The sequence below is a fragment of the Variovorax paradoxus genome (genome assembly GCF_902712855.1).
Lineage (GTDB): Bacteria > Pseudomonadota > Gammaproteobacteria > Burkholderiales > Burkholderiaceae_C > Variovorax > Variovorax paradoxus_Q.
Genome location: NZ_LR743508.1, coordinates 704,385 through 726,629 on the forward strand (window position 1 = coordinate 704,385; position 22,245 = coordinate 726,629).

General features: G+C 65.8%; 22 protein-coding genes and 2 pseudogenes. 7 read left to right on the forward strand and 17 right to left on the reverse strand.

The features are described from left to right. Window positions 1–378 precede the first annotated feature (378 nt). From AACL56_RS29815 to AACL56_RS29855, 9 genes are all read right to left on the reverse strand, one after another. Window positions 379–825, reverse strand: coding sequence for a hypothetical protein (locus AACL56_RS29815; protein WP_339093616.1), 447 nt, complete (start codon window positions 823–825; stop codon window positions 379–381). A 169-nt stretch (window positions 826–994) separates the two neighbouring features. Continuing rightward, on the reverse strand, window positions 995–1,519 hold the full coding sequence (locus AACL56_RS29820; RefSeq protein ID WP_339093617.1) for a response regulator: 525 nt from the start codon (window positions 1,517–1,519) through the stop codon (window positions 995–997). Window positions 1,520–1,846: 327 nt separating this feature from the next. Then, a complete protein-coding gene (locus AACL56_RS29825) occupies window positions 1,847–2,251 on the reverse strand; it encodes a hypothetical protein (protein WP_339093618.1) in 405 nt (134 codons plus the stop codon). 396 nt (window positions 2,252–2,647) lie between these two features. Then, on the reverse strand, window positions 2,648–3,058 hold the full coding sequence (locus AACL56_RS29830; RefSeq protein WP_339093619.1) for a BLUF domain-containing protein: 411 nt from the start codon (window positions 3,056–3,058) through the stop codon (window positions 2,648–2,650). A 246-nt stretch (window positions 3,059–3,304) separates the two neighbouring features. Beyond that, window positions 3,305–4,678, reverse strand: coding sequence for a DUF5666 domain-containing protein (locus AACL56_RS29835; protein ID WP_339093620.1), 1,374 nt, complete (start codon window positions 4,676–4,678; stop codon window positions 3,305–3,307). Between the two features lie 5 nt (window positions 4,679–4,683). Further along, a complete protein-coding gene (locus AACL56_RS29840; RefSeq protein ID WP_339093621.1) occupies window positions 4,684–5,517 on the reverse strand; it encodes a DUF6502 family protein in 834 nt (277 codons plus the stop codon). A gap of 705 nt (window positions 5,518–6,222) precedes the next feature. Further along, on the reverse strand, window positions 6,223–6,813 hold the full coding sequence (locus AACL56_RS29845) for a hypothetical protein (protein ID WP_339093622.1): 591 nt from the start codon (window positions 6,811–6,813) through the stop codon (window positions 6,223–6,225). Window positions 6,814–7,241: 428 nt separating this feature from the next. After that, on the reverse strand, window positions 7,242–7,388 hold the full coding sequence (locus AACL56_RS29850) for a hypothetical protein (protein WP_339093623.1): 147 nt from the start codon (window positions 7,386–7,388) through the stop codon (window positions 7,242–7,244). Between the two features lie 63 nt (window positions 7,389–7,451). Next, window positions 7,452–7,724: a hypothetical protein gene (locus tag AACL56_RS29855; protein WP_339093624.1), complete on the reverse strand. Its 273-nt coding sequence runs from the start codon at window positions 7,722–7,724 to the stop codon at window positions 7,452–7,454. Between the two features lie 315 nt (window positions 7,725–8,039). On the opposite strand from AACL56_RS29855, the gene AACL56_RS29860 reads away from it, so the two are divergent. Continuing rightward, window positions 8,040–8,495 carry a GAF domain-containing protein gene (locus AACL56_RS29860; RefSeq protein WP_339093625.1) on the forward strand — a complete coding sequence of 152 codons (456 nt, stop codon included), beginning with the start codon at window positions 8,040–8,042 and terminating at the stop codon, window positions 8,493–8,495. Between the two features lie 826 nt (window positions 8,496–9,321). Here the strand turns inward: AACL56_RS29860 and AACL56_RS29865 are convergent. Continuing rightward, window positions 9,322–10,257, reverse strand: a complete 936-nt coding sequence (locus tag AACL56_RS29865) for a GlxA family transcriptional regulator (RefSeq protein WP_339093626.1) — start codon at window positions 10,255–10,257, stop codon at window positions 9,322–9,324. A gap of 226 nt (window positions 10,258–10,483) precedes the next feature. Here AACL56_RS29865 and AACL56_RS29870 point away from each other — a divergent pair, with 226 nt between their 5' ends. Continuing rightward, window positions 10,484–11,284 (forward strand): LuxR family transcriptional regulator, encoded by an 801-nt coding sequence (locus AACL56_RS29870; protein WP_339093627.1) that lies wholly within the window; start codon window positions 10,484–10,486, stop codon window positions 11,282–11,284. Here AACL56_RS29870 and AACL56_RS29875 read toward each other — a convergent pair. Further along, window positions 11,217–11,894: an acyl-homoserine-lactone synthase gene (locus tag AACL56_RS29875; RefSeq protein WP_339093628.1), complete on the reverse strand. Its 678-nt coding sequence runs from the start codon at window positions 11,892–11,894 to the stop codon at window positions 11,217–11,219. The genes AACL56_RS29870 and AACL56_RS29875 overlap by 68 nt on opposite strands. Window positions 11,895–12,192: 298 nt before the next feature. Between AACL56_RS29875 and AACL56_RS29880 the strand changes: the two genes are divergently transcribed. Beyond that, window positions 12,193–12,615 (forward strand): chorismate mutase family protein, encoded by a 423-nt coding sequence (locus AACL56_RS29880; protein ID WP_339093629.1) that lies wholly within the window; start codon window positions 12,193–12,195, stop codon window positions 12,613–12,615. Between the two features lie 253 nt (window positions 12,616–12,868). Further along, window positions 12,869–13,405 (forward strand): XRE family transcriptional regulator, encoded by a 537-nt coding sequence (locus AACL56_RS29885; RefSeq protein WP_339095276.1) that lies wholly within the window; start codon window positions 12,869–12,871, stop codon window positions 13,403–13,405. An 84-nt stretch (window positions 13,406–13,489) separates the two neighbouring features. On the opposite strand, the gene AACL56_RS29890 is transcribed toward AACL56_RS29885, so the two are convergent. The 3 genes from AACL56_RS29890 to AACL56_RS29900 all read right to left on the reverse strand — a co-directional run bounded on the left by AACL56_RS29890 (window position 13,490) and on the right by AACL56_RS29900 (window position 17,368). Then, window positions 13,490–14,359, reverse strand: a complete 870-nt coding sequence (locus AACL56_RS29890) for a DMT family transporter (protein WP_339093630.1) — start codon at window positions 14,357–14,359, stop codon at window positions 13,490–13,492. Further along, window positions 14,356–16,482 carry an aminodeoxychorismate synthase component I gene (gene pabB, locus AACL56_RS29895; protein ID WP_339093631.1) on the reverse strand — a complete coding sequence of 709 codons (2,127 nt, stop codon included), beginning with the start codon at window positions 16,480–16,482 and terminating at the stop codon, window positions 14,356–14,358. The genes AACL56_RS29890 and pabB overlap by 4 nt, the downstream gene beginning before the upstream one ends. Window positions 16,483–17,155: 673 nt before the next feature. Then, window positions 17,156–17,368: a helix-turn-helix transcriptional regulator gene (locus tag AACL56_RS29900; RefSeq protein ID WP_339093633.1), complete on the reverse strand. Its 213-nt coding sequence runs from the start codon at window positions 17,366–17,368 to the stop codon at window positions 17,156–17,158. Between the two features lie 306 nt (window positions 17,369–17,674). Between AACL56_RS29900 and AACL56_RS29905 the strand changes: the two are divergent. Next, window positions 17,675–18,211, forward strand: a pseudogene (locus tag AACL56_RS29905) (helix-turn-helix domain-containing protein). 288 nt (window positions 18,212–18,499) lie between these two features. Here the strand turns inward: AACL56_RS29905 and AACL56_RS29910 are convergent. The 3 genes and pseudogenes from AACL56_RS29910 to AACL56_RS29920 all read right to left on the reverse strand — a co-directional run. Further along, window positions 18,500–18,616 (reverse strand): annotated as a pseudogene (locus tag AACL56_RS29910) (IS3 family transposase); the annotation flags it as partial. A 34-nt stretch (window positions 18,617–18,650) separates the two neighbouring features. After that, the gene (locus AACL56_RS29915; protein WP_339093635.1) at window positions 18,651–19,574 is read right to left on the reverse strand and encodes an SOS response-associated peptidase family protein; all 924 of its coding nucleotides are present in this window, start codon (window positions 19,572–19,574) and stop codon (window positions 18,651–18,653) included. A gap of 174 nt (window positions 19,575–19,748) precedes the next feature. Beyond that, entirely contained in the window at window positions 19,749–19,946 is a 198-nt protein-coding gene (locus AACL56_RS29920; protein WP_339093637.1) for a hypothetical protein, read from the reverse strand. A gap of 142 nt (window positions 19,947–20,088) precedes the next feature. Here AACL56_RS29920 and imuA point away from each other — a divergent pair, with 142 nt between their 5' ends. Continuing rightward, window positions 20,089–20,964, forward strand: a complete 876-nt coding sequence (gene imuA / locus AACL56_RS29925) for a translesion DNA synthesis-associated protein ImuA (protein ID WP_339093638.1) — start codon at window positions 20,089–20,091, stop codon at window positions 20,962–20,964. Continuing rightward, the gene (locus AACL56_RS29930; protein ID WP_339093640.1) at window positions 20,906–22,243 is read left to right on the forward strand and encodes a Y-family DNA polymerase; all 1,338 of its coding nucleotides are present in this window, start codon (window positions 20,906–20,908) and stop codon (window positions 22,241–22,243) included. Before imuA ends, AACL56_RS29930 begins: the two co-directional genes overlap by 59 nt. The last annotated feature ends 2 nt before the right edge of the window (window positions 22,244–22,245 follow it).

Genomic DNA, 22,245 nt, shown 5'->3' on the forward strand with positions numbered 1-22,245 from the left:
TTTCGATGGCTCATCGGATCGAGTCGACCGACAGCCGCGCGGGGCGATGTTCACGCGCGGGGGCGCGCGCTCACCATGGGCATACCGGCTTCTTGGATGGCCGGGCGTGCGGGCATGAGGAAGAACAAAGGCGGGGATGCCCTCCTGCTGAATGGGGCGCTTCGTGCCCATGGCACGCGATGCTCAGAATCATCGAGCCGCACCACGCGGTGGAGGGCCGCCGTAGCCGATCGGAAACCTTGCGCCTGACGCATCGGATGCAGAACCGGGCCGCCATGATTGACGCGGCACTTGAGAAAGCACGTGACGAGACCGGCTCGCTGTGCGCCTGCGCCTCCTTGGGGCTGGCATCGAACTCCGATGAGGCGATGACCACTTTCAAACGGGGGCGAACTGAAAAACCAATTCCTGCAGCATCGAATGGACAAGCTCGGAGGACCAAAGCGGGTTGATCGTGTCTTCGCCGTGAAACTTCAGGCCGTTTCGCCAGCAGCGCCAGGTGGCGTGGATTTCGCCCGTCTCGACGGCACCGGTGAAACTCAGCGAGTTCAGGTGCGTTCCTTGCGCGCCCCATCGGAAGGTGATGTACGGTGGGGCATCGGAGTCTCGGCCGGTGTGCCTGTCGATGTAGCACTCGACCGCGTCACCCAGCGCGACGTTCAGGTACTCCTCGAATTCGGCGAAGACTGGTGAGGCCAGTCGTTCCAACCGATCCCACAACCTCTGGACGCGTCGCGCCCTATCCTCGGCGTCGTATCCATCCTTCGGTTTGATCCGCCTCGCCGCAAAGTACCGATCCAAAAGCTCGAACTTCGATTCCTTCATGCCATCTCCTCATTCAGGGTTTGATCCATCGTCTGCTGACTGCGCGGACCGCGTCGTCGAAACGCATTGGCGACGTGCAGGCAAGTCACCTCGCCCCCACGCGCGCTCTTCATCAACCGCTTGCCAGATGTGGGCGAATCCGTGACGCGCCCGGCGCGCTGAAAGCGGTTCAGTCTTGCGGTCCCCCTGAATATCGATCGGCCGCCGTGCGATATCCCGTCGTCGGCGGAAGGCGATCGGCGGTCGCAGTGGCGATCCGGACGGACGGGTCGGGCCACAGGGGCGGCCGCGGCCAACGCGAGGCGGCGTGGCGAGCCGGAACGGCCAGAGGTTGCTGGTTGCACCAACGAAAGAATTGCTCCAGCTCCGCAGACTTGTCGAAGAGCGCGTCGGCACCGAGTTCGCGCGTGCGTTCGCGCATTTCGGTGGTCGGGTAGTTCGTCAGAACGGCGGCACGTTGATGTGGCAAGCGGCGCTGGAGCGTGCGCAATACATCCAGGCCCGAGCCCTCGCGCAAGAAGAGGTCGACGATGGCGATTTGCCACGCATCGCGCATGCCTGTCAGCATGATTGCGGCATCGGGCGCACTTTCGGCCAGGGCAATGACCTGCACGTTGGCCAAGTCGCGCAAGGCTGGAATCAGGCTGTCCCTGATGGTCTTGCTGTCTTCGATGAGGATGGCGGAAAGCGGCATGCGACGGCCTTTGTGGGGCGCCGTGCGCTGGAAAACAACGCAGGGGCGGATAGCGGAGCCAGGCGGGTGGGCCGGATCTCCGGGTATGGTGCAAGGCGGCAGGGCGTGTTGGCAGGCGGGGCCGGGCGTCTCGCACGGAAATTCGTTTCGATGACCGACCCGCCAGCACCGGCTTGAGCCGGGGCGATGGCCAAGCAAGGTCCAGGCGGCATCGCGCGACCTGCGTCCCATGGCCAAGCAACGTCGCGCTGGCCGGACAGGTCGACAAGCTTTTATCTGTCATCCGATGCAGGCGAGGAGGGCGTAGGCAGATCCTGAAGCGCAGGATCACGCGATCACCGACATGGGCGCGCGTGCGCGCGGGTGCACCAGGGCGGTGTCCTGCAATCCGCGCGGCGCATGCCAGACGGGGGGCGCCCCTGCCGCGCCTGACTTGCCGTGGCGGCGCGAGAAGAATTCCAGGCCCACCTCTGTCAATCCCCAGATGACGACTTGTCTCAGGTTGGGGTGAACCTCGGCACGGATCAGCCCCGCTTGCCACAAGACTGCGGCGCTCTCGCACGCCTGTCTCTCCGTGCTCGACGAGGGAAAAACGACCCGTTCAAGGCCATGAAGAAACTGCAGCGCCAGACGATGGCGTTCGTACCAGTCTCCGGTCGTCTTCGCGCAGCCGATCGCGTCCGAGCCCAGCGAGCGATCGGAACAGGGTTCGAGCCCCGAGGTTGATGTCATGTTGCGTGTCGTCCTGGAGTGGGAAGTCGAAATTAATTCTTTGGATTTAATTACTTTCTCAAATGTGAAAGTATCACATATCAGTGATGGCGGTGTTCAGGTTCGCGTCAGGTTTGTGACAGCGACCGGCAACCTCGGGAGGCCGGGTGCGGGCCGGCCCCCGCCTATCGTCTCGGGGGCGAGCAGCGTTCTCGAGAAGCGGTAGGGGCATCCCGCGTGGGTCGCCCGCGGCGGCATTGGCAAGGTTTGGCGGGGCGAGGCCCTCGTGGAGCGCGCGTGACGAGCCCGTTGGCTGTAGTGGGGTCCTGGCGGTGTTCGCGGGCTGCCGGTTGCAGCGGTCCGCGTGCCTGCTGCGCACTGTTCCTGTCTGGGACGGAAGTCGGCCGACGGAGACCTCTAGAGTTCGCTCCAGCGCGATGTTTTGCTCAGTGACCGGAAGGCCGGCGCCGCCTGGTCAGGCGGGATGCCGAACAGCCCCATGTCAGCGAGTGGACCGAGGGCCGCGTCGACTTCCAGATCCCATGCGAGCAAAGCCATCGACCATTGCGAAAACGCGCGTGCGGCGATCAGGCGGTATTCGATCACCGACAGGCTGCAATGCCGGGGGTCTTCGGCGATGGCCGCCATGACGCATTCGATCGCGGCTTCATCGCCTTCGAGGTATTGCATGTACGCCCCTCGCAAGTGACACAGGGCGCCGGTGATGCCCACCATGCGGTTCTTCCGTCGTGAGGCGGTCAGGATGTCGGCAACGTCCGCCTCCGACGGCTGCTTCGACACGCTTCGATAGATTAGTCGGGCGAGCATCCGGAAATTATGCCGAAAGGCGCCTTGAGCGGGCGACCTGCGCGGTAGCGTCAGGCGTCAGGCGTCAGGCGTCAGGCGTCAGGCGTCAGGCGCTAGGTTGTCGATAAAGCGGATCGCGATCGCTGAAGCGCAAGGGCCGACTCCGCAACACCTCGCATGTCGGCCAGCGCAACGACCGCTTGGGGGGCCGCCGCGCGCGCCGCGCCACCGACGAATCGACCGCCTCTGCGCTGCGGGGCCACGTGCTCAGGGCACAGCGAACGTCACGCGCTGCGCGATCAGGACCCCGTCAACGACCCTGTCACCGCTGACCGTCACGCGCTGGCCGTTGCCCAGGTTGGCCACCGTGCCGTTCTCGAAGACCACGCCGGCGACGCTGGCGTCCACCTTTTGACCACGTACCCGGAAGCTGGCCGGCGACTGGTACGCGCCGATGGCCCCGATCAGTGTGAACGAGGCCGGCCCGCCCGTGCCCGGCACGTTGCGGATGCGAAGCTTCTTCACCCTCAGCACACCGCCGGAAAGGAAACCGTCAACTTCCACTTTCACCCCATTGCCCAGCGAGCGTGCAGGCCCGCCGGTGATCTGGGCGCCAGCGGCATCGATCGGCGTGCCCAGGACCCTGAATTCGCCCTGCGAACCGAAGTCGGTGATCACGCCCGCGAGCTGGAGCGCGAGGCCGTCGTTCACCGGGAAGGTGTACCAGCCCTGCACCTGCGTGGCTGCCAGAACGCCCGCCACCGGTGGCAGCATGCCACGCACCCGCACGATGCGGCCATTGACAAGCGACGGCACATCGATGCTCGCGAACGGTGCTGCGTTGTAGTTGACGCTGAGCGGACCCAGCATGAAGGTCTTGCCCAGAAGGTCGAGGTTCTGCACGGTGCCGGTCACCAGCGGATCGACACGCGTTGGCGCAGTCTGCACACGGGTTGCGCGCAAGCTGCCTGGCGCCCCTGGCAGGCCCCACACCTGCACGATGCGCCCAGCCGTGACATCGCCCAAGCCGCTGGCGTCTCCCCAGACCGTACCGGCGTCGATGCTCACTGTCGTGCCCATCACGACGAAGGTCCCGGCCGCCGTGTCGATGGCCGTGGCCGCACCGCGCAACTCGGCGGCCGACACGACGTCGTTGGCGACACCACTGTTGAAGTCGGAATCGACCTTGCCCACGATGCGCGCGCTCATGCCGATCTCCAGGGCATCGGCATCCTCGATGGCAACGGTCGCAGCGTCGGTGTTGAAGCGCAGCCCGTTCAGGATGATGCTGCCCAAGCCGTCGGCCGAACCCACGCCGGCGGCCGAAGCGCTGACGCCCGTCCCGCCGGAACCCACGCCCGAGCCATCGGTGCTGCCGCTGCCGTTGCTGGCCGTGCTCGTGTCACCTCCCGCGCTTGAGGCGGAGCCGCTGCCCGTACCGCCTGCACCCGCATCGCCTGCGCCTGCGCCTGAGCCGTTGCCGGCCGGGTCGCTCGCGCTGCCTGCCGACGCGGGGGTCTCGCCTGCGCCGAGACCTCCCACGGTTGCGCCGCCGGAACCGCTCCCTCCGCCGCAGGACAGAAGCAGCGCCACGGCCGTGCCCAGTAACAGCCCTCGCGCGTAACGGCGATATGGATGCATGTACGTCATTCCTTGGGCTCTTGTTGCGGGAGGTGCGATGTTGAGGGGCCGCCCTCGTCTTCGTAGTAGGTGTAGATGCCGACCCGGATCCGGCCCTCGGCGCCTGCCGGGGCAAGCCCGACCGATCGGGACATCTCTTGTGCGAGTTCTTGATGCAGTACCGACCAGCGCTGCCGCACCAGCCGTTGGATGTCCTCGCACGCCTGCAGAGACAGTCCGCGCGCGTACACCGAGCGCTCGAGCATGCGGGGCTGCTCGGTGAGCGTGTTGGACACCGCCGCCTGCAGATGGTCGCGGACGTTGTCACCGAGGAATGCGAGCATCGACTGCAGATCGCCCGTCGGTACAAAGCCATCGCCGGTCAGCTCGGCGGTGCCGTCGGTCTCGCTCACCATGTTCAATCGAATCAGCTCGTCCAGGATGGTGCGATGGTGCACGTTGCCGCGGCTGCTCATCCGGGCCACGGCTTCAAAGGACGGGGCAGCTGCGCCTGCGGCGACGGGCAGGCGCCGCAGCGAGGGGTCTTCGGAAAGCATCTGCATCCACAGTGTGAAAGTTTTGGCCGCGGCCGACGATTCGGTGTGCGGTAGCGGCTCGTCGATGGCCCTGACCTTGGCGGTCACTGCCTTGCGGTTCAATCCGGTCGTCACGGACAGCTGGCTTAGATTCGGATGTGGCACGCCTTGGCGCTGCCATGAGCGTCGCGCCTCTTCGATCAGCACATCACGCAGCAGTTCTTCCAGGTGCGGGTGCTTGACACCCATGGCGAGCGCAAGCCTGACCACAGGCCGAAGGACGCGCGCGCATGCGGCGAGAGCCCAAGTGAGGCGTTGTTCCATGAAGCGAGCGTTTGGTCCTGCCATAGGCTAGAAAAAATCCGAGCTGGCGGCGAAGGCTTCCGGAGGCGTTCACCCTTTGGGTGGACGCTGGCGTCCCATGTGCACGGGGGCCCGCCGCGTGCGCCCTCCTCTGCTCGTCGCCCGGTGCAGCCGCCTTCCTGGACGACAGGCGCCTGACTGACGGCTATGACCCCGCAGATGGTAACGCTTGCCGGGCTGGCTTCTGGCGCGCCATGGCGGGTGAGGGCAGCCTTCATGCAGCACGGCGAACAAGGCCACTGCGGTCGCTGCCTGCATCGCAAGCGCTGACCGTTGCAGACACGCCGTGGATGGGACAAAGGCGCAAAGCGATGCCTCGCGCCGTCGGGCGCGCGCGCGGGTCCGGGCGACATCGCGGCAGTGTGCCGCGCGTCTCCCGCACGGGCGTCGGAGGGACGGCTTTCGCCCCCCTTGGACTGCCCTGCTGCGACCCCCGTGCTGCACCTTGGACGGTAGGGCAAGGGACAGGTGGTTATCCATCGCATTGACGCGCTTCACCTCGCGCCATTCCGGCGTGAAGGGCAGTGCGCGCATGTCGTGATCCCAATGGGCAGGAGCCCCAGGGAGACGCCCAGTCGGAAGTTTGACGGCCTTCACTATCCGAAGCATGCATGCGACGCGTGAATGAAATGATGGATGACAAAGGTGCGGGCTCGGGCGAGTGCGTCAGTCCATCGCGTGCACAGCTTCATGGCGCATGACCGGGGCATGGGGCGGCAACGTCGTCAGTTCACGAGACGCTGCCAAACCACCGGGCACGGGTTCCCAATGCGCACGCGGCCTCAGCGCTGCGATGTCTTTGCGCATTCGGACAGACAGCGCAGCCCTGCCCGCCGCCGTGAGGCCGCGAATCACGGTGGCGCGGGCGTCCCCCGAAACGTCGTCGACTGCGCCATGAATCAAGCCGCCGAGCAGCAGGCGCGCCGCGATGTTGCGTTCATCGTCGTGCGTGACGATGACCGGCAAGTCGGCGTGTTCCAGAAATCGCAGAAAGGTCAGCCCGACGCTGTTTGGCTCGCACCGACGCATGGGCGTCGGCGCGTGTCCCGTCGCTTCCATGATTTCGCGGACGCCCGATTCCGTGACGTGATGAACCAGCGCCGCATGCGTGCGGCGATCGCGCGAATGCGAGAGGGCCAACGTGGCCTCGATCAGGCCAATTGCCTTGAGGCGTGTGACGTGACCCAACTGGCGCGGGCAAGTGACCGCCAGCGGCAGCGGCTTTTGTGCGAGTTCGACAAGGAATTGCAGCGGCATCGCGTCGTGGTGATCGAGTGAAAAAGAAAACTTTCGAGCTAATCCAATGCGAGATGTGAATTTATCACATTCGAAAATGGGTCGTGCCTTTTTTAGTCCGTGCGCGCGTGTCGGATAAGGTCACGCTCAGAAGTGCGGAAGAGAGGGTACGGAGCCGAGCGCGCCTGACACGCGCCCCTTGAACACGGCAGGTCGGCAATCGCGACCTCGCGCGCGAATGGCGCGCTGTGCCGCGGGCTGCGGAGTTCCCTTCAACCAGGTCGACGCTTGGCGCGATTACAGCAGCGCACAGGATGAGCTCGAACACGATCCCTTCGTTGGGAGCCGGCGCCCCCGGGCAAGGTGGCAGCCTGGGCGGGCTCCTCCTCCCCCCATCGGGGACATCGGCGACGGGGCGATTTCGATGCAGCGCCCCTGCGCTCGCACGGCTAGAAGACCGACAGATAGAACGTCACCGCGCCCAGGCCCGCTGCAAGCGCCACGAAACCGATCCATCGTGTACGGGCGCGATCCCGGCGCAGATCGGCCAGGACCTGATCCCGAAGGTCATGAAGTGAGGTGTCTGTCGAGTGCATGGCAATCTCCTGAGCAATGACTTTGCGGCTCGCGCCATGGTCGTCCCGCGCGCGCAAGGACCCTCAGCCCCGGCCGGCGTCCGGCGCCTTAGCGATGCCGGTGTCGAGCGAGCCGAGACCGGTGTCGGCCCATAGCACGCGGTGTTTCTCGACGGCATCCGCACACAGCGCGCTGAGCCGGTCCGCGTCATGGATAGTTCCTGACGCGGTCGCCTCGACGATGGCCGCCTCTGCCGCGGCCCACGCACGGTAGCGTTCGTCGAACGTGGGGTGGACGACAGGCAGCGAACCGTCGTCCCGGCGTTCGCGCGATGGGGAAGATGCGTCTTGGGCCATGATGGAGGGAAAAAGTAGCACGAAAATACGTATGGCTCCATCGGCAACGAGCGCGACTTGGCGCGGGTGTCGACGGTCGGCAACAAGGCCGCCGCTGCCACGGCAGGACTGGGCATCCACGAGCCGCACTGCCAGTAGCGAAGCGGCCCCGACAAAGAGCTCGCGGGCCTGCATGTCCCGGCACAAACACTGCCCATGCGCGCGTCGAATCGGCTAGATTGATTCATCTGCCGCACCGAGCCAGCGAATCGCGCGCGGCGTCGGCCGGCGACATGGGCACAGTTCGGAGCGACGTTCCCCTTGGGAGGTTGGATCATGCAGACCACGCGCGACTTCAGCAGGCTCTCGGCGGTCCTCAAGTCGAAGGGTTCCGCTGCCGCATTGGCTTACCTCAATGACGGGGTGCCGCATCGGTTTTCCGGCGTGTACCGCATCGAGGGCGACAACCTCCGCAACGTGCTGCTCTTCGACAAGCTCCACCAGGTCCGGCCTGCGTTTCTCGAAGTGGTGCCGATGGACGCAAGCTTCTGCCAGTTCGTCGTGCGCGACGGCCTCTTTCGCACGAACAACTCATCGACGGATACGCGACTGGCCGGGCATCCGTCGCAAGGCATCGTCGTGAGTTACCACGCCGTCCCCGTCATCGATTCGGACCGCGCCCTCCTGGGCACGCTTTCACACTTCGACCTGATCGAAAGGTCGATCGACGATGCCGAATTCGAACTGCTCTATCAGGCCGGGCGGCTCATGGCGGATTTCTTGCCTCGCTGAACATGGCGCGAGACACGGGAGTGGGGCCCTTGCCGAAGGCGAAGACGGCAGCAGCGCGCCGCCCCGCCGGCCGGACCGCCTTCGCTCCGCGCAGCGACCTCGGCCGTGCCCCGCGCTGGTCCCGTTCTTGATCCGGTCACTTGGAGAGCCATCGTGCCTTCAAGCGCTTGGCGGACACCGGACGGGCTCGCAAGGCTCTGACTCGAACAAATTCGGTCCTCTTGAATCGTTGGAATGGAGTGCCGTATGAAGAGAAACTGATGTCGCTGGCGGTCGCACTGGCGTAGATGGGCAGTTTTTTTCTCGCGCTGGGCATTCCGATGGCGGTACGTCCTGCAGATGTTGCCGACAGCGCGTATGCGAACTGGACGCCTCCAGCGGCAGGCAGCTGCAGCGCGGCGGCATGTCCCGGCATCGTTGACCGAGCGAGTGTCACCGATCAGCTCGCGAACTGACCGAACGCACCGGGCGTCGAGCGCGCTGACGAAGCGTGCCCTTGGCATCGCGGGCGTCGGCTCCAGTCGTCGGCGACCGTCAGACACCAGAGAAATGGCCGAAACGGATTGGCCTCATGCAAGAGGCGATCGTGTGCGCCGCCGCCTAACGCGGCGGCCATGATGCGCACAGCCATCCACCGGACGAGGCAGGGCCCGCGGCCCGGATGTGGGTCATTGGGACCGCTTCGAGGCTGGCAGGCGTACCAGCGTGCCGCATGCACACGCCGTCGTGCGTCGCACTTGTTTTCGTGAGCGTCTGCTGGCTGGAGGCCCGCGCGCCACGCGCCTGCATCGCCGGATTCGTTCGTCAGAGGTTCGAGCTCATCCGATCAGACCTGCCCGTAAAGCTGGCGCTTGTACTGGGACGGCGTCATCTTGATCACCCGGATGAAAGCCCTGCGCATGACTTCCTCGGAGGAGAAGCCGCTGCGCCGTGCGATCTGCTTGAATGACATGAGCGTTGTCTCGAGCACGTGACACGCATGCTCCAGGCGAATGTGTTCGACAGCGCGCGCTGGCGTGAAGCCGGTGGCACGTGGGTAAAAGCGCGAGAACGTGCGCGACGTCATGGCCAGGCGCTGCGACAACTGGTCGTTGGTCAGCGGCTGTCGAAGGTGCGCCGCGATCCATCGGTTCAGTGCGAGGGCGCGCTCGTCACCGCATGCGTGGCCCGTCAGCGCGGTGCGAAAACGAAAAGGGGCGCCGAATCGCTCTGGCGCCGGCGCGAGCTTCTCGGCGACCTGGAGCGAGACGCGGTAGCCCATGTCGCCGGTGATGGTTCGCAACGCCAACTCGAGTCCCGAGAGGCTTGCGGCAACCCCCGTGTCACCGCTCGATGCATCACGCGGCGTTCGCTTGCGCCATGACGCCACCACGAACGCCCCTTCGCCGATCGCCGCGAGGCGGCCGATGCGCGGGCGTTCGCGCGCGATCCAAGCCGCGAGCCGCGCTTGGCTGCGCGTGGGATGCAGCAGCGCCTGCCTGGCGCTGCTTCCGCCCACCAGGATCACATGTTCCACCCGCGCGGGAAGCGCGGGGGGCAGCGCATCCGCATGAAGTGTCGCTTCGCCGTTGCTGCGCACCGGCGCGGCACCGTTCGTGAGACACCGCACCAGGTAGCGCCTGGCCTGCCCGGCGACGCATGCGAAGCCGTTGGCGACGACAAAGGCTTGCATCGCTGCGCTGGCCTCATAGAGATCGAACCCGTCCAGAAGAATGAACCAGACCTCTGACATCGACTTGCCCTCGCTGGAGGTGAAGAACAAGGGCCACGGGTGCCGAATGGCGGCAGCATCTTGATGCTTTGGTTTGAAGCAGGTGCCGCGCGCCGCGACCGGTGGCGAAAAGGATGGAGGATTTGTCGCTGCGCGATCCGAGCGCCGTGCCTAGACTTTGAACTGCGGTCCCGGTCCCCCCGGCGCATCTTATGCCGACGCGCTGGAGACGCAATCCTGTTTGGGCCCTGCGGCGACCGCAACGGAAAGGTGGCTCATGAGCGCAGAAGGGGACTTCCCATTCGTCGTGGAACAACCATGCATCCTCGCGGGCGTTCGGTGGTCTCCCCGTGCCATGCGGCGCCGTCTGGACGTCCTCGGTGATGACGTTCGCACGGCCCTCTCCCAAGCCGAGGATTTGCAGTCGGTGTTCGACGTCGTCGCCGAGACCGTGCGCAGACTGGGGTTCGAATCGTGCGCCTACGGCGTGCGCATGCGCCTTCCATACTCTCGGCAAAAGTTCATGCTGATCAGCAACTACGACCAGCGGTGGCAGGACCGCTACCGGGAAGCGGGATACCTGAAGATCGACCCCACGGTCGCGCACGGCGTGCGTTCGACCGCGCCCCTGGTCTGGAGCCGCGAGCTGTTCCGCAGCACGCCGAAGCTGTGGGCGGAGGCACGCGCCTTCGACCTGCAGGTGGGGTGGGCGCAGTCGAGCTTCGATGCCTCCGGGTCCGTGGGCATGCTTTCGCTGGCGCGCTCGAGCCAGAGCCTCACTCGCGCAGAACTGAAGGCCCATGAGCCCGAATTCTGCTGGCTTGCCAATGCGGCCCATGTGGCACTTTCCGCGGCGCTGCGCCGCACCCATGGCGAGCCGCCACCCGAATTGTCCGCGCGGGAGATCGAAATCTTGCAGTGGATGGCCGATGGCAAGACGTCCGAAGAGATCGCACTGCTCTTGAGCATCTCGGTGAACACGGTCAACTTCCATGCGAAGAACGTCAGACTCAAACTGAGATCGGCGAACAAGACCGCCGCCGTGGCGAGCGCGGCCGGACTGGGACTGCTCGGCTGAGCGGCGCGAGTGTGCCGCCGTCGCCGCCGGAGGCCGACGCGGGTGCTGGCCGGGTCGACGAAAGTTCAATGCGGCAAGCAAACATCCTGTGGCCGCCGATCGCCACCGGTGGCGCCATTCGGCTGGCGGCAATGCCCGCGATACGCAGCAGACGCTCGATCCCGATCGGCGAAGCGGTCACGAGCGCGCGCGCACCGCGTTGCGCGGCGAGCTGCATGGCGCCGCGCAGCAGGGCGAGCGCGACCTCGGAGGCGCCGAAACGGGTCCCCTCTCGGCCGGACGCATCAAGGTCGACCGCGGCGAAGCGCGACAGCTCCCAGATCTCGGGACTGCGCGGCAGCGGGCGACCGGGCAGCAACTGAGCAAATGCCGTCGCGAGCAAGTAGGGCTGGTCGGTGGGAAGCAGCCGTGCGACGCCACGCAGTTCGCCGCCTCGCTGCCGCGCGATCACATACAAGGTGTCGCGACGGTCGAACTGGTCGAGTTCCAGCCGCCCGTGGTGTTGCAGCTGCCACCCGAGCCTCTCGACGAAGACGCGGTAGCGGTAGTGCGCCATGTCGAAAAGCAAGCCAGCCGGCAGGGTGTCCGCGGTGCCAGTCACGATGTTCATTGGACCTCCGATGTTTTGAGCACGTCGGTCCATTAGAGCCAAGGAGGAGGCGTCGCAAAACTACCTGATCTGGCAGTTGCGTGCCTGCGGCGTGCCCGTCACGACGCCCTCGGGTGCACCCCGGCGCGTTGCATTGAATCGTCTGGCCCGGCGCGTTTTTGCGCGACATGCAAGCGATCGATGGCGAGACCCGGCTCGCACGTTGGCGCTGTGTACACGGGCGAGCGCTGGAACGCCAGGATCGGACGGGCGCGCCGTTGCGACGGTGAGGTGACGCCTTGTGCATGGCGTGCAAGCCTTGTTCACGCTGGGCGCCGGCACAAAGATCGACGTTCGACCACTCGAACGTGCTTCATCCAACATGTCTATCTCTGATACTCCTGTTGCTTCCCATGGCGCCACGGCCCCTGAAGACAATCCCGAAGCGGAGGCGGTGCTGCAGGCCTTGCGCGACGAGCTCGACGGTATCGACTGGCGGCTCATGGAGACGCTGCGGCAACGGCTGGACTGCTGCTGTCGCATCGGCTTGCACAAGCGCGAGCACGCGATCCCGATGATGCAGCCGCAACGCATCGGGCTTGTGCAGCAGCGCGCCGCCGAGTTCGCGGCGAATCATGGCATCCGTGGGGACTTCCTTCGATCGCTGTACGCGCTCGTCATCGAAGAGACCTGCCGCCTGGAACTCGAGGTCATCGACGCACCGCTCGGGTCGTTGAGATGAGCATGAGATTTCGCGACGTGCACCGCCTTGCTGCCCACGAATGCGTTTCGATGGCGATGCGGCCACCGCATGCCCGCGCGCGTTCTCTTTGCATGCGGCCGGATGCGCGGCGGAGGGTTCCATGAGCCGCGCGCGGACACCATCGCCGTTTCCCACGGCGAATGTCGTCCGGCTGCCGCAACGCCTCGTCGCCCCGCGAACCAGGCCGGCGCGCCCGCCTCGCAGCGAGCGAGCCGGTGCCGTCGGTGCTCAGATCAAGGCCTTGCGCGCAGTGACAGGAACTTCTGGCGGCGAGCTGGCCAGGTGTGCAGGGGTCTCGCGCTCCATGCTCTCCCGCGTGGAGCGCGGTCTGGCATCGCCGTCGGTGGAGACCCTCGAGCGCATTGCGACCGCGATGGGCGTGTCGATCTCGCGATTCTTCACACAGCGCGCGGAACGCGTCGACTTTCTGCACGTGCCGGCCGGTCACGGCATCCCGGTGGACAGCTTGGCGGCGGCAACGGGCGGACGCTATGAACTGCTCGGGCATCTGTTGTCGGGGGACTTGAGCGTTGCACCGAGTCTCGTGCAGATCGACGCTTCCGACGAAACCCCCGCGGCGCTGACGCATCAGGGACTCAAGTTCATCTACGTTCTCTCAGGAAAGGCGCGCTACCGCTACGGTCCCAGGCATGTGAGCCTCGGCGCGGGGGATGCTTTGCTCTTCGACGCATCCGCTGCCCATGGCGTCGTGCGCGTCGACGAGGCGCCGATGAACTACCTGTGCGCGGTGTTCAGCCTTCGGACCTGAGCGTCATGGCGCCGCAACGGTCGCGCGCGAGGTGCCGTCGCCGTGAGGCGCGCCTGTTCCAGGCCTGGCGAGCGGCCGTCCCGGTCAACGCCGGACTGCGCCGCGCATGGTGAAGATGCCGGCGACCACGATCACGACGATGCCGCAGGTGCCGGCGGCATCGGGCACCTCCCCCCACACCAAAAAGGTGGCGAGGCATGCCCATACGAGCAGGCTGTAGCGAAAGGGCGTCACGACGGCCAGGTCCGAGCCGCGGCATGCCGCGATGAGCGAGTAGTTGCCCGCCGCGGTGCACAGTGCGGCGCCGACGAGCACCCATGTCTCACGGCGCGCCACGCTGGCCCAGGACTCGTCCATCGCCCAGCCCAGCACGGGACCGGCCGCGCACGCCGCACAGCTCGCGGTCGCGGCCACCATGGCGGAGGGCAGCGACGGTGGCAAGCGTCGCGTCGCCAGGTCTCGCGCCGCGAGCGAGACGGCGCACAGGCATGCCAGGATGACGCCATCGCTCAGCGGTTGGGCCGCGGGCCGCAGGATCAGCAGCGCGCCGGCCAGGCCGAACGCCACGGCGAGGAGGCGCCCAGGGCGGGCAGGTTCCCACCCCAGTGTCATGCTGGTCATCGCGATCAGCAGCGGGGCCGTCATCATGATGGCGCTGACGCTCGACAGCGAGGCCTGCGAGAGCGCGAGTACCGAGGTGCCCGCGGTGGTCACCTCCAGGGCGCATCGAAGCGCCAGCAGGGGACGCCAGAGCGTGCGCATGGCCCCCGGTGTTGCCAGGCGACGGTGCGAGACCAGCGCGAGCGCCGCTGTCGCGGCGACGCCCCGGACGGCCAGAACCTGACCAGGGGGAAAGACGTCCAGCGTCAGCTTGACGAGCGTGTCGTTCAGTACGTAGCACGCCATCGCCGCGGTCATGAGTGCGATGCCTCGGCGGTTCGGCGCCGAGATCATTCGCCGGCCTTCGGCTTGTCAGAGCGCGCGGGCGCCGGAGCGGTGTCGTGTGGCGTCATGGCGCCAGCGCCGCCGCATCGCTGCAGCACTTCGCAGGATGCACGTGCCTTGAGCACGATCTCCTCGACCTCCTGGTCCGGGTCCGACAGCGCCACGATGGCGCCGCCCGTGCCGATCGAGACGCGCTGGGCGGCGCTCACGATGGTCCGGATCACGATGTTCAGCTGAGCCGTGCCGTTCAGTGAGAGATAGCCGATGCTGCCTGCATAGACGCCACGTGCCGCCTCCTCGAGACCGTCGAGGATGTGCATGGTTCGCTCCTTGGGCGCCCCCGTCATCGATCCGCCCGGGAATGTCGCCAGCACGCAGTCGATCGGGCCCAGTCCTTCACGCAGGTGCCCCCGAATCGTGCTGACCATCTGGTGCACGCTGGCGTAGGTCTCGATCTCAAACAGTCCCGGTACGTGGACGGAGTCCACGTCGCAGACACGGTTGAGGTCATTGCGCAGCAGGTCGACGATCATCAGATTTTCCGCGCGTGTCTTCTCGTCGTCGACAAGCCACTGTGCGATGGACCGGTCCGCCGCCTCGTCTTCTCCGCGCCCGGCGGTGCCCTTGATCGGCCGGGATTCCACGCTGCCGTCGGCACCGATGCGCAGGAACAGCTCGGGCGACGCGCACAGCACGGACAATTCGGGTGTCTTCAGGAAGGCGGCGTAGGGGGCAGGACTGCGCGCGCGAAGTGCGCGGTAGACCGGCCATGGCTCGATGGCGCCTTGGCCCCGCAGCTGGTTGGTCAGGCAGACCTCGTAGGTCTCACCTTCGAGGATCTCGTGCTGCGCGCGCACGATGCGCCTGCGATAATCGGTGAGATCGACCAGCCACTGCATCGGGCCCAGCCCGCGCGCGGCATCCTCGCCGACGGACGGCATGGCGGGCAGCTCACGTTGAAGCTGCCGTGCAACCGCCTCGATCCAGTCCGCGTTGGCCTTCGAGAGCTGGTCCCCGTCCAAGCAAAGCACCCATGTCTGTTGCTCGGCGTGGTCGAACACCAGGAGCCGGTCCGCCAGGATCCACAGCGCGTCCGGCGTTTCGGCGCGGTGCACGCTCCCGCCGCCGAGCTCTGCCTTGAGCTCGTAGCCGAAGTAGCCGACGAAGCCCCCCGCGAAATCAAATGGCAGCGGCGCAGGGGCCGGCCGCGGTGGCGGCAGCTGCTCGCGCAGGTAGTCGAAGATGCTCTGGACACGCCTGTCCACCGTGCCGTGAGTGCGGATCTCGAGATCCTTGCCGCTCGCGCGGTAGATCACGCGCTTGCCCAGAGGGCCGCTGGCATCACCCATGAACGAGAAGCGTGCGCGCGTGGTGTCGGTCAGGCTGCTGTCCAGCCAGAACGATGTGGTGGCCTGGGCAAAGAGGGCATCGAAGACCTGCTCGGGATCCGGCAGGACATCGAGGCAGCGGGCATGCACCTGCACGGCAGCGTGCTTGCCGAGGCTGAATTCCGGCAGGAAGCTGCCCATGGTGCTCGCGGGGCGGCGATGGCTGCGCCATGCCAGCGTCAGTTCCCGGAAGTTGTTCAACAGTCGGGCACCGTATTCCGTGCAGATCGATTCGGGGTGGAACTGGACACCCCACCACGGCCGGCGAATGTGACGCAGCGCCATCAGCGTGCCGTCCGCCGCCCAGGCCAGCGCCTCGAGTTCAGCGGGCAGGTCGGTGACGGCCAACGAGTGGTATCTCACCACTTCGAAGTGGTCGGGAATGCCGCGAAACAGGCCGGTCGCCGCATGATGGACGCGATCCAGGCGTCCGTGCATCGGCCGCGTCGCACGTGCCACCGTGGCGCCGCAATGGTGCGCCATGGCCTGGTGCCCCAGGCAGACGCCGAGCACGGGCACGCGTGCCTGGCGCAGGGCTTCCGCGGAGATGCCGAGATCCGTCGGACGCTGCGGTCTGCCGGGCCCGGGAGAGATCACGATGTTGTCGAAGTCCAGCGCCTCGATCTCGCGCCAGGGCCGTTCGTCGTTCCTGATCACGAGGGGCTCCTCGGCGTTGCACGCGGCCAGGTATTGGTAGAGGTTGTAGGTGAAGGAATCGTGGTTGTCGATCAAGAGGGTGCGCATGGAAGGCTCCTGGTGGTGCGGGCGGACCTCGCATCCTTCGCGTCCAGCCGTGATGCAGCAACTGCCAGAACTGGTAGGTGCAAGGCCGGTGTGCCGGGGCGACTGCTGTTGAGTCGGCGCGCGGCATCGCGCCGCAGAGCGTCAGGTGGACGTGCGCACGCTTCTTCGCCGAGCTGCCATGCTGCGTCGTGTGCCCCGGTGGTCGATGCGCGTCGGTTGGCCCGCCCGTTGATACGGCGATTGCACAGGTCCTGGCTCTCCCAAGGGGAAGGCGACGGCGTCGGGGGGCGCTGACCCGCGTTTCGAACATGGCAGGCAAGGGGGATTGGGCACCGTTTGGAGGGCGTCGTTCCACCCGAGCGGAGTCTGCGCGCGCTTGGTGGCCAAACGATCTCGATGCGCTCGATCGCCTGCGAGGGATCCGTCGCTGTCGCTTTGAGCGCGCGCTGGATCCCCTGCGACCCTGCAGGATCGCCGACACGCGGCTTCGGAAACGCCTCCCAGAGCTGCAGCGGTGGATCGTGGACAAACTGCGGTCTGAGATGCGCACGACGTCGCGCAGGCGTCGCCGGCTCAACCCCATTGTCTATGGGGCCGCACCGTTCCTCGCGGCAGCGGGCCAACGACTGGCTTGCCGCGGAACTGCTCCAACAGCGGCCCTCGCGACCGGGCGCTATAGCCCCTTGAACAGGTCGCCCACCGAGAGCCCAAGTGCTGCGGCGAGGGTTTCTATTGCGGCGAGAGACGGATTGCGAACTCCGCGCTCCATGCCGCTGACATAGGTACGGTCAAAACCGCAGGCAGCTGCAAATTCCTCTTGCGAAAGGGCGCGCTCTTTTCGCAATTCCCTCAAGCGCTCGCTGAACCGAATGGATAGTGACTTCACCCTCCAATTGGCGTGGTTTGTAGACTAATCAACCACGGACTTATCGTCACATATTAAGATGTCGACCAATCGTCACTTTTGCCAGAGAGCGGGTTGAAGAATTGGCGCGGGGCCCCGGCGGTCGACCCTTGGGATTAATTTTTGCAGGATCGACGACTGCCACGAGGATCGAGATTGACGCACGTTCGAATTGCTTCACCTTTCCCCACTGCTCGGCCATTCAAGCTGCCTGAACATGCAAAGGCGCGACGCAAGCAACCAGAGTCCACACCGCGGAGCGGTTCTGCCTCGCGGATCGGTGCGCAGATTCGGGCGCTGAGGCTGGCTGCGGGAAACTCGGCCGGTGCGCTTGCCCTGTCCAGTGGAGTTTCTCGATCAATGCTTTCACGTATCGAGCACGGATTGGTGTCGCCTTCGGTCGAAACTCTGGACCGCATTGCCGATGGGTTGCGGGTGCCAATCTCGCGTTTCTTCGGCGACCAGGCTCGCCGCACGGACTTCTGTCATGTTCAGTCGGGTCACGGGCTCGTTGTCGATCGCGTCGGCGAAGTCGCGGACTACCGCTATGAACTCCTCGGTCACTCGCTGTCCGGCAATCTGTTCGTGGAGCCCTACCTGGTCACGCTGCTTCCCGATGCAAAGCCTTATGTCACGTTCCAGCATCCAGGGCTTAAGCTCTTGTATTTCCTGCCAGGGGAGGTTAGCTACCGTTAGAGCGCCAAGACCGCCTCGGTAAAGGCGGGTGACTCTCTGATGTTCGACGCCACAGCGCTGCATGGCATCGAGGCTATTTACTTGCGGCCTGTGTCGTATCCCTCCATCGTCTTCACGCTGCGTGAGTGAGCTGTCCCGCCGATCGTCTGTGCGCGCCATCTTTCAGCCACTTGCGGGTTCCGCATTCCGTAGGACCGAGAGCGGTCATTGCAGCTTAACGGCTTGAGACAGCCGGATCAAAAAGCTGAGGTCGCCAGCGCTGTCTGCCTACATCTGCTGCCCCTGGCACGCGTTGGTGCCGGTTCAATTCAAAGAGCGTCAGGGGCTAAGAACCTCCGCGCGAGAAAAGCGCGTCAAGTCATTGATGTTGGTTTCCATTCAGAAGTGACCCAGGGGGCGGATAAAAACTTGGACTGGTTATGCTGCAAGTCCGAGGCTCACCCGGTATTTGATGGGACTGCGAGAGCCGAGAGAGATCTTGATCCGCTTCTCGTTGTACCAGCGGATGTAGGTATCAACGACCTCGATGAACTTCGATGGTCGCGGCCAGTCAGGCCCCGAGGGGCACTCAGGCTGCGAGCCGATGCTCGTGGTAGGGGCGCTCGCGGTCATCAAGTAACGCGTATTGGGCATCCGGACTCCCCATGTCCGGTCGCAACCAGGCATCGATGTTCTCGGGCTTGAGCGGGATGGGGCAGCGGTCTTGCCCCGCAGCGCGAACCTCGTCCGGCGGCTCGTCCATGATGAGAGCAAACGAGAGCAGGTCGGGTTGGCCAGGCGCAGTCCATCGGGACCACAGGCAAGCGAGCCACATGTCTTGTGCGGGCGTTGGCCTGAACTCGAGGATGGTGTCTTTTCCATCGCGGTCGACATGCTCGTAGAAGGCATTGACGACAAGCACGCCGTGCGTCACGCTGAACTGGCCGCGCCAGAAGCCTTCGAGGTTGTCGCGCCGGGCGTTGTACGTACCCGGGTAAAGCACATCGAACTTCTCGGGCTTGCCGGCCGGCCGGCAGTGATAGCGCATCGGCTTGACCGCGCGTTGCCCGTTCTCCCAGATCATGACCGGTGCATACACGCCAGGAAAGATCCTCGCGTCGCGTGGCTCCGGCTGCGTGCGTCTGAGGTCCGCCAGCTTCCCCAATCCCCACTCGACCTTGGCGGTGGCCATGCGAACGTCCTCGGTGGCTTTCTTCGTGGTCTTGGTCAGCAACTTGCGTTGAGCGTCCGCCAGGCGCTTGCGCTGCGCAAAGATGTCCTGCTCGAGCGCCAGGGCCTGCTCGGCATTGAAAGTGTCAATCAGCCCCTTGATCTCACGCTCCTCGTCGTTCTCAGGCGTCTCGAAGGCCGCGTCCATCATTTTGGGAATCTTGATCTTCGGGTTGCCTTGACGCTCGTAGTAGAGCTCGGCAAAGGCGCGCAAGGTGAGCACACCACCGAAGAGACGGAAGAACTGTTTGTAGTCGGCGCGAATCTGGGCGGAATAGCACATGCGACAGCTCCCATGACGAGATGCCCACGACGGTGGGCTAAAGGTTTTTTCTTAGAGATCGAATCTTTAGGCTTGGCAAAAACGTGTGTTGAGAGCGACTTATAAAGCAGTTCGAAGATGGTTGTCGAAGCTCTGAGAGCTGATGGCGGTGCGCCGATTGCGCAGGGCAGCGACCTATCTGCGCGGGACTAAGACGGGCTCCATCCACTTCGGCGCCGCGGCCTGCGGCGACATCTGACGAAGATGCGGCTCGCGCGCCAGGTCCGCGGCCAACTCCTCGAGCTGCTCCGGATCGACCGTGCGCCAGTGCATCTTCAGCTGCCGCACGCAGTAGAAGATCCAGATGTCGGTGGGTATGTCGTCGTGATCCATGACAATGTGGATGGGCCCGCCGACCCCGCGCCGTGTCGACGTAGATCGCCGGACCCGTCCGAGGAGGAAAATTTGTAAACCTTCTTGCTCGGTGCCGAATCGTCCTCGATACTGTACATCCATACAGTAATCGGAGCCACAGATGGCCATCTCCCTGTCATGGGCGGATGGCGAGCACACGCCAGAGGCCCCGCAACCTTCCTCCCTAGCGAGCGTGCCGCGCTGGCCCGTTGTGCTCCCGCACGCCGTCGAATCGGCTATCTGGCGCGGCGACGCCCTCGGTACGCCGGTCACCACGACTGTCGGCACCGGCTTCGAAGCCCTCGACGCGGAACTGCCTGGCCACGGCTGGCCCTGCCAATCGTTGACGGAGGTGCTGCAGGTGCAGTCCTCGGTGCTCGAGTGGCGCCTGCTCGCGCCCGCGATGCACACGCTGGTGGGGCAGGGTAAGCAGATCGTGATTGTCGGCCCGCCAAAGCCACCGCACCTGCCAGGCCTGAAGCATCTGGGCCTCGATGAACGGCATATCGTCTGGATCCAGGCGGACAAGCCCGTCGAGCGCCTATGGGCGACCGAGCAGCTCATCAAGGCCAACGCTGCCGGCATGCTCGTGAGCTGGCTGCCGCAGGCGCGCCAGGAACAGATCCGGCGGCTGCAGGTGTGCGCACAGAGCTGCGACGGTCCGGTGATCCTGTGTCGGCCCGCAGCCGCCGAGCACGAAGCCTCGGCCGCGCCGCTGCGCCTGCAGGCAAGGCTGGGCATCGACTGGGAGCTGCACGTCCACCTGCTCAAGCGCAAGGGACCGCCGCACGAAGGCGAGCTGACCTTGCCCTCGGTGCCCGGCGGGCTGGACGCGATCCTGACGCCGCGCCTGCGCCATCCGAGCCGCCTAATCGCCGCGCGAAAGCGTCAGGGTCAGAGCCAGGGCCTCCCCCAAGACATTTCCCGAGAGTTCTCCCATGCTGTGGGCAACCCTTCTTCCCGACGGCCTTCCGGACGATCCGCGCCCGCGCACTGACGCGCTCGACGGGCTGGCGACGTGGTGCCTGCAGTTCACGCCACGCGTGGCCGTCCTCGAGGCGCTGCTGGCGTGCCCGGCCGTGGTGATGGAGCTCGAGCAGAGCGTGCGCCTGTTCGGCGGCAAGCGTCGCCTGGTGGAGCGCGTGCGCGAGGATTGCACGAGCCTCGGTGTGCGGCAGCTGAGCTGGGGCCCGACGAGCCTGGCCGCGCTGGCTGTCGCGCGCTCGGGCCTGTCCAACGGTTTTGCCAAGCCGCTCGCCCAGCTCCTCGATGCCTTGCCGCTGGAGACGCTGACGCAGGTCGCCGCTCACCAGGCCACATTGGCCCGGCTGGGCTGCCGCACCTTGGGCCAGGTCCGCGCGCTGCCGCGCGGGGGGCTGAGCCGGCGCTTCGACGCGCAGCTGCTCGCGACCCTGGACCAGGCCTATGGGCTGCGCCCCGAGACCTACCCGTGGGCCCAACTGCCGGAAACCTTCCATGCCAAGCTTGAACTCATGGCGCGTGTCGAGCATGCGCCAGCCATGCTCTTCGGCGCACGGCGGCTGATGCTGCAGATGGCCGGCTGGCTGATGGCCCGGCGATCTGGTGTCACAGCCTTCACGCTGCGCTGGTGCCACGACGCGATGCGAGCGAAGTCTGCCGGCGACGGCGGTGAGCTGACAGTGCGCACGGCCCAGGCCACGCGCGACACGGAGCACCTGATCCGGCTGTTGGCCGAGCACCTGGGCAAGGTCGAGCTGCTCGCTCCCGTCGGCGACCTGGAGTTGCTGGCCACCGAAGTGCAGACGCTCGAGGAGAAGAGCTTTTCGATGCTGCCCGAGGCTCGCCAGTCCGGCGAGAGCCTGGCGCTGGTGCTCGAGCGCATCGCCGCGCGCCTCGGCCCGGACCGTGTGCTGCGACCCGTGATCCTCGAAGACCACCGCATGGAATGGATGTGCCGCTGGCGCCCTGCGCCAGAGCCGGCCCCTCGCGCGACATGCCGGGCGGTCGACGTGCCGCAGCCCACCTTCATCCTGCCGAAGCCGCTGCGGCTGGCGACCGAGAACAACCGGCCGCTGTACCAGGGCGTGCTGCAGCTTCTCGCGGGTCCGCACCGTGTCGAGGGTGGGTGGTGGGACCGCACCACCGAAGCGTATGACAACCAGCAGGAGACGACACGCCAGACCGCCCGGGACTACTGGGTCGCGGTCAGTGAGCACGCGGGTGTGCTGTGGATCTTCCAGATGCGTTTGGCCAAGGAAGAGACGGCGTGGTTCCTGCACGGCACCTTCGCCTGACT